At 68.8% G+C, this 1,835-nt stretch carries 1 protein-coding gene; it reads left to right on the top strand.

Features of this window, described 5'->3' with window-relative positions; genetic code table 11:
- On the top strand, positions 1-1,835 hold a 1,835-nt coding region (locus B9G38_RS16850; protein ID WP_143415607.1), incomplete at both ends, for an isoleucine--tRNA ligase.

Raw genomic sequence — 1,835 nt, 5'->3', positions numbered from 1 at the left:
TGGTGGGCGTTCTCCGAGGTCGCCGACAACGGGCTCGTCGAGCAGGGGAAGCGGTCCATCTCGCAGTGCCCGCGCTGCGAGACCGGGCTCGCCAACAACGAGGTCGAGTACGAGGACGTCGAGGACCCCTCCATCTACGTGAAGTTCCCGCTCGCCGACCGCGAGGGGAGCCTCGTCATCTGGACGACGACGCCGTGGACCATCCCCGCGAACACCTTCGTCGCCGTCGACGAGGACCTCACCTACAACGCGGTCCGCGCGGAGAAGGACGGCGAGGAGGAGCTCCTCTACGTCGCCGCCGAGTGCGTCGAGGATGTGCTCGGGGAGGGCCGCTACGAGGAGTACGCGGTCGAGGCGGAGCTGACCGGCGACGAACTCGTCGGCTGGGCGTACGACCACCCGCTCGCCGACCACGTCCCCGACTACCCCGAGTTCGAGGGCGCCGGACAGGTGTACGCGGCCGACTACGTGGAGGCCGACCGCACCGGCCTGGTCCACTCCGCGCCGGGCCACGGTGAAGAGGACTTCCACCGCGGCACCGAACTCGGGCTCGACATCCACTGTCCTGTCGGTCCGAACGGCGAGTTCGAGGCGGCGGCGGGCGAGTACGCCGGCCAGTTCGTGCGCGACGCGAACGACGACATCATCGAGGACCTCGTCGCCGACGGCCACATGCTCGCGCACGGCACCGTCGACCACAGCTACGGCCACTGCTGGCGCTGTGACACCGGGATCATCCAGCTGGTCACCGACCAGTGGTTCATCTCGATCACGGACGTGAAAGACGACCTCCTCGACAACATGGAGGAGTCGGAGTGGCACCCCGACTGGGCCCGGGACAACCGGTTCCGCGACTTCATCGAGGACGCGCCCGACTGGAACGTCTCGCGCCAGCGCTACTGGGGCGTCCCGATCCCGATCTGGGTCCCGGAGGACGCCGAGCCGGGGAACCTCGACGAGGACATGATCGTGGTCGGCACCCGCGAGGAGCTCGCCGACCGCGTCGAGGAGGATATCGATCCCGACTCGATCGACCTCCACCGCCCCGCCGTCGACGGCCTCACGATCGTCGAGGACGGGACGACCTACCGCCGCGTCGAAGACGTGTTCGACGTGTGGCTCGACTCCTCGGTCGCCTCGTGGGGCACGCTCGGCTACCCGAGCGACGAGACCGCCCACGAGGAGCTGTGGCCCGCCGACCTCATCATCGAGGCGCACGACCAGACCCGCGGCTGGTTCTGGTCGCAGCTCGGTATGGGGACGGCCGCGGTCGATCAGATCCCCTACGAGGAGGTGCTGATGCACGGCTTCGCCAACGACGAGGACGGCCGAAAGATGTCGAAGTCGGTCGGCAACATCGTCACGCCGGAGGAGGCCATCGAGCGCGCCGGCCGCGACCCGCTCCGCACCTACCTGCTCAGCCACGACCAGCAGGGCGTCGACCTCGCGTTCGAGTGGGACGGGCTCGGCGAGATCCAGGGCAAGCTCAACATCCTCTGGAACGTGTTCCGGTTCCCCCTCGAGTACATGGAGCTCGACGGCTACGACCCGGCCGACGCCGACCTCTCGGACGGCGACCTCGAACTCGTCGACGAGTGGGTGCTCTCCCGGCTCCAGTCCGTGGAGACGGAGGTCGCCGACGCGTGGGACGACTACCGCGTCAGCGACGCCGTCAACGCCGTCATCGAGTTCGTCACGCAGGACGTCTCGCGGTTCTACGTGAAGGCCGTCCGCGACCGCATGTGGGAGGAGACCGACTCCCCCTCGAAGCGCGGCGCGTACGCCACGCTCGCGACGGTCCTCGACGAGGTGATCCGGCTGCTCGCGCCGATCGC

It is taken from the genome of Halorubrum sp. SD612 (assembly GCF_002135005.1).
Note: the sequence above shows the minus strand (reverse complement) of the source record. Positions and strands in the feature narration are given on the sequence as shown.